The organism is Pseudomonas sp. D1HM, from assembly GCF_019266105.1.
Taxonomy (GTDB): domain Bacteria; phylum Pseudomonadota; class Gammaproteobacteria; order Pseudomonadales; family Pseudomonadaceae; genus Aquipseudomonas; species Aquipseudomonas taetrolens.
In genome coordinates, this window is record NZ_LRMN01000038.1 from 1 (window position 1) to 4546 (window position 4546).

A 4546-nucleotide genomic window follows, 5' to 3' on the forward strand; every position below is an offset into this window, starting at 1 on the left:
CCGGCGAATCCGTTGTTGCCAGGCACGGTTGCCGGCCTGAGTTTGTCGGACCCGCTTTTTGCCCCGCCGGTGCCGTACCTCCTGGAAAGACAGCGCCAAACCATGATCAAGCAGCACGCGATATGTGCCATTTGTGAAGAGGCCGCCCAGCAAAAAGGTTCTGCCAATGATTGAAATGCCGGCCCTCCCACATAACCTGCCTTGGCATCGGGGTGCCTGGCTATTGCTGGATGGCGTGCGGCTCCCCGGCTTGGCAAAGCAGCTTCACCTTTGGCCAAACGCCGCCGAGTGTCTGTTCGTGAGCACCCGTTGGCGTGAGCTGCTGGATCTCTCGCCGTACCTGATCTCTTTGACGGGTCCCAATGATCCGGTACTGGCTTATTTTCAAACCAATGCCTGGCTCGAACCCGGCTACCTCCTGTTTAGCCGGGCTGATACCCACACGTTGACCGCGTGGTTACGCAGCCTGATTGTGGTTCAGCACCCCTCGGGTGATGAAGTCATGATGAGGGTGGCGGAACCGGCAGTTGCCCACCAGTTGATGACGGTGTCTGAGCAGGCATCGAGCGGGCGCTGGTTTGGGCCGGTTGAACAGGTGTGTCTGCCCGATGCCATACAGGGCACTTGGCAAGAGCACCGGCGGCCGACCAGTGCGTTGACTGTCGAGCCGTCGACCTTGCGCCTGACCGATCAAGAGCTGACGGCGCTCGGTGAGGTCGAGTTCAGGCAGTTTGTGGTGCGGTTGACTCAGCACCTCACGACTTACTTCCCCGACATGATGGCGCCGTTCTCCGGGACAGAGCGCAGGCGTCGTGCGCAACAGATTGCGCAAATCGCCTACGACAAAGGGTTTCACTCCGCGCAGCAAATCATGTTGTACGCCAACGTACTGGGTTACTTGGCCGGGCAATCGATCGAATCACACCCCGACATAGACCAATTGCTTAATCAGCCATCAGCGCTCCCGCCCTTGCAGCGAGTGCTGCGGGCGGCCGAGTTGGCTGAAAGCCGGCAGGTCACGGTACAAGGACATCCACAATGACCGTTCAAGCACCCCCCAGAGTCAGGGCCAATGTCGTCGCCCTGGCCGAGAATGAAAAAGATACACGCTCGCCGATGGGCATGTGCGAGTTGATGAACAGCACAGTACAGTTGTTACCTCTGCGTTACGGCCTGGTCGAACGACTTGATCCTTCTTCAGCCCTGGAAATCCCGCTGAAGTTGAACAGCCATCCCTTGGGTGTTCGGCTGTTGCGCGATGGCTATCTGTACATCATCGACAGCGCCAGTGGCTATCTGCACGAGTACCAGATAGAAAAGGGCCAGATCACCAAGTTGCTGTGGAAAGACCACGAAGTGGCTGCCGACGTACGCACTGCGTCAGTCGGTGAACCGTATCTGGTGTTCAAGCGGCAAAACACCTTGCATGCCTGCTACTCGGAAATCCAGTGGACTGCCTTCAAGTGCTCGCAGGTCTTGAAGGACAAGGCCGAGCGCGAGCGGTTGATGCAGCGGATCGAACCGGCTACCGCCTGTTCTTCGAAGGGCGGGCGCCATCTGTTGAGCCAGGCACAGGCCGAACAGTGGTTGGCTGAGGTTGCCGAGAGCACTTCAACCACCGGGCCCGCACCGGTATTGCCCGAGGGGGCCAATGCAGAAGAAGGGCAGCCGTACAGTTGGGAAGCCGAGCAGCTTTTTTATGACACCGGGATTCAAACCCTGACCAGCCAGGTGCTGGGGCCGTACAAGAACGATTTTCTTTTTTTGGTGTTGCGCGATGATTTTGGCGTGATGCGCGATCTGGCGAATGAACAGCTGAAAATCGGCGAGTGGATTGAACACTGGAGTGCGGATGAGCAGGCCCAGCGCAAATACCTCACCGGGAGTTACATCCAGTCGTTGTATGACGTAAATGCGTCACGGCTCAGCGAGCGCAGCGCAGTCGATCCCGCCGTCAAAGCACTGATGGATGAGACCACGCCAGAGCAACAAGCGGCGATCTATGACTACTTGAAAGCAATGCGCGATCATCAGGGACCGGTGATTCGCGCACCGGAGAAGATCATCCGCGCGCTGGTACACAAAACCCGCTATGACTGCGCCTGGCTTGCGATGCAAGACTTGTTGGGGCCTGTGCTGTGGTCTCGCCATGAGAACGCAATCTTCAGCTTTGCCGATGAGTCCTGGGATGCATTGGAAGGAGCCTCAGTGGGGCAGCCCGGAATCGATGACCTGACCTACCGTCTCCCCATGCAAGACTTTGTCGCTCGCGAACAGGCGTTGTTGAGGCACTGGCACGCCCGCCTTGAAAGGGTCCGCGAAGATCGCTTGCAGATGATCATAGGCGGCTATTTTCATCGGGCTGCCTGGTACTACGATTTTGAGCAGGACGCGCAAATCAGGCATCGACTCGAAACGGAGTTCGTGTGTGTGGCGGCCTTGTGCGGCAATCGCGAGTCAGCAGAAAAACTGGCAGCCTACCTGGAACAAAACCTGCTGACCCTGATCCCGGGGCTGGACTCCCTGCACCAGAAGGATCAAGTCGACATCGCTAAAAAACTGGCGGACCTGAGCAACTTCTCAATCAATGTACTGGAGGCGGGGGACAGCCTGAATAATGCCACCGTGCTGTCCAATCAGTTCAATAGCCTGATGGCCGAACGCCTGCCTAACTATGCCGCCCTGCATATGCGATTTCAGGGGCTGCAAAGCATGCTTGACGGGGCGTATAGCCCGGCCAAGCAGCTAAGTATGGCGGATGAGCTGGATAGAGTGCACAGAGCGTTTCAACTCAGTCAGCATATAGATCCTAATGAGTTTATTCGTAAGGCTGGTAGGGCTGTACGCATACAGTTGCTGAGAGACTTTGCCCTCAATGGCTTGAGTGTAAGAGGCGCAACCCCCGCTGAAATCCAGGTGTATAACCAGACACGGGACACGGCGATAAGTTACCGCGCTCAACTTAAAACCCTGTACCAGGAGCGGAAAAGGTCCCTAAGCCGTCAGCTGCACGGCCTTGAGCCGGCAGGCAGCGAAGCCCCCTACAACCGTGCCATTACTGAGTTACAAGCCGCGCTGGCGCCGCTTGAAGACCGGCTGGTTCTGAGCTTGAGCGTCGGCAGCGGCAGCCCGGGTCAAATCGGTACTGTCGTCGATGGCTGGAGCCCGCAACTGCGAGAGGAGCTGAACCGCAGCGTGCGTGACTTCCACGCCAACGGGACCTTTACCGCGCCTGTACGCAGTGTATTGAGTTCAAAGGGCGACTTGCTTGCACTGACACTGGTGGTGTTACAGGGGCATAAATTCATAGAGGCGCTGGTGGAATTCCAAGCGCAGAAGAAAGCCTCACTGTCTAATTACCTGTCTTTTGCAGAGGTTGCTCTTGGGCTACTTTCGGTGAGCTTTGCTGCGACACAAGGACTGGCAGCCACCGTATTTCAAGCGCAGATCCAGCGGATGGAGAGTGTGGCAGGCAAGCTCAACGCAATGAGCCGTTTAGGTCGATGGGTAGGGGTTGCAGGGGTTGGAGCCTATGCTTTTGGTGGAGTAAGCGCTCTGATTGATTTCGGCCGGCACGCGCAACAATGGGGCGAAGCCATGACGGCAGGTAATCATAAAGCGCTGGCAGCCACGTCAATGCAGATGATGGGGGATGCGATATTAGTAGGCACCAATGTCTGGGCATACAAACACACTCGCCTGATCGTTAAGCAAATAGCCATTACCCCGTCAGAATTGCGCGCGCTGGCTTGGGCGCAAGCCAGTCCGAGGTTGTTGAGCATTGCAGTGAGGGCCAATGTGGTGGGGCTGATTGGCACGGCGCTACAGTTAGCAGGCGAAGCGCTGTACAACTATGTTCATCGCGATGCGATGCAAAAATGGCTTGAAAACAGTGCCTGGGGCACCGGTAACCTGCAGCGTACCCTGCAAGATGACTGGAGCGCCCTGGCCCGCGCGGTGCAACAGCCCTACGGCGCATTTGTGCGCAATGCCAAGGGCACTTACCTGCGTTTTGTGTTGCCGGGCATTCGCACGCGAGAACTGGACAGCCGCCAGCTGCAGTTGCTGGCCTATCAATGCCAGCGAGACGCCCCGTCCGCCCCCGGTTTCAATCCGCGGCATCCCACCCGGTGGCACGAACGCAGTGCGGCGTGGGCCGGTACGGCCCAAGTGGCCAGTCAAGACGATGAAGCCTTGGTCCTGCATTTTCCCGTCTCCCAAGCGTTGCAAGCGTCGGACTTCACGTTGGCCTTGAGTATTGGCTATCAACTGGAGGCCGAGCGTGAATTGATTCACCGCACCTGTTTTCTCGTGCAAGACCTGCATAGCTATGACGCACGGGGTTACCGTATTCCGTTACAAGGAACGTTCAAGCTCAAGCCGGTAGAGGCATTGCCCGCGACACTTGAAGCCGCAAAACCCTGGTTGATTCACCGTGATGAGTTGGGGCGTGCGGATGATTAGTCGCTGGCTAAACGGTAAAAAAAGCAATGAACAGGCGCCGGCTTTCGACCGGGATAACCAGCCGCCCAGGGCCGGTGAAATC

At 57.4% G+C, this 4546-nt stretch carries 2 protein-coding genes; both read left to right on the forward strand.

Going from position 1 to position 4546, the window contains the following annotated elements; genetic code table 11:
- The first annotated feature begins 175 nt into the window (after nucleotides 1-175).
- Nucleotides 176-1042, forward strand: coding sequence for a DUF4123 domain-containing protein (locus AWM69_RS22570; protein WP_256930498.1), 867 nt, complete (start codon nucleotides 176-178; stop codon nucleotides 1040-1042).
- The gene (locus AWM69_RS22575) at nucleotides 1039-4464 is read left to right on the forward strand and encodes a toxin VasX (RefSeq protein WP_218728584.1); all 3426 of its coding nucleotides are present in this window, start codon (nucleotides 1039-1041) and stop codon (nucleotides 4462-4464) included. The genes AWM69_RS22570 and AWM69_RS22575 overlap by 4 nt, the downstream gene beginning before the upstream one ends.
- Nucleotides 4465-4546 lie beyond the last annotated feature (82 nt).

Excerpts from the sequence above, each read along its gene's own strand:
- AWM69_RS22570 (WP_256930498.1), top strand. The coding sequence starts at position 176 with ATGCCGGCCCTCCCACATAACCTGCCTTGGCATCGGGGTGCCTGGCTA.
- AWM69_RS22575 (WP_218728584.1), top strand. The coding sequence starts at position 1,039 with ATGACCGTTCAAGCACCCCCCAGAGTCAGGGCCAATGTCGTCGCCCTG.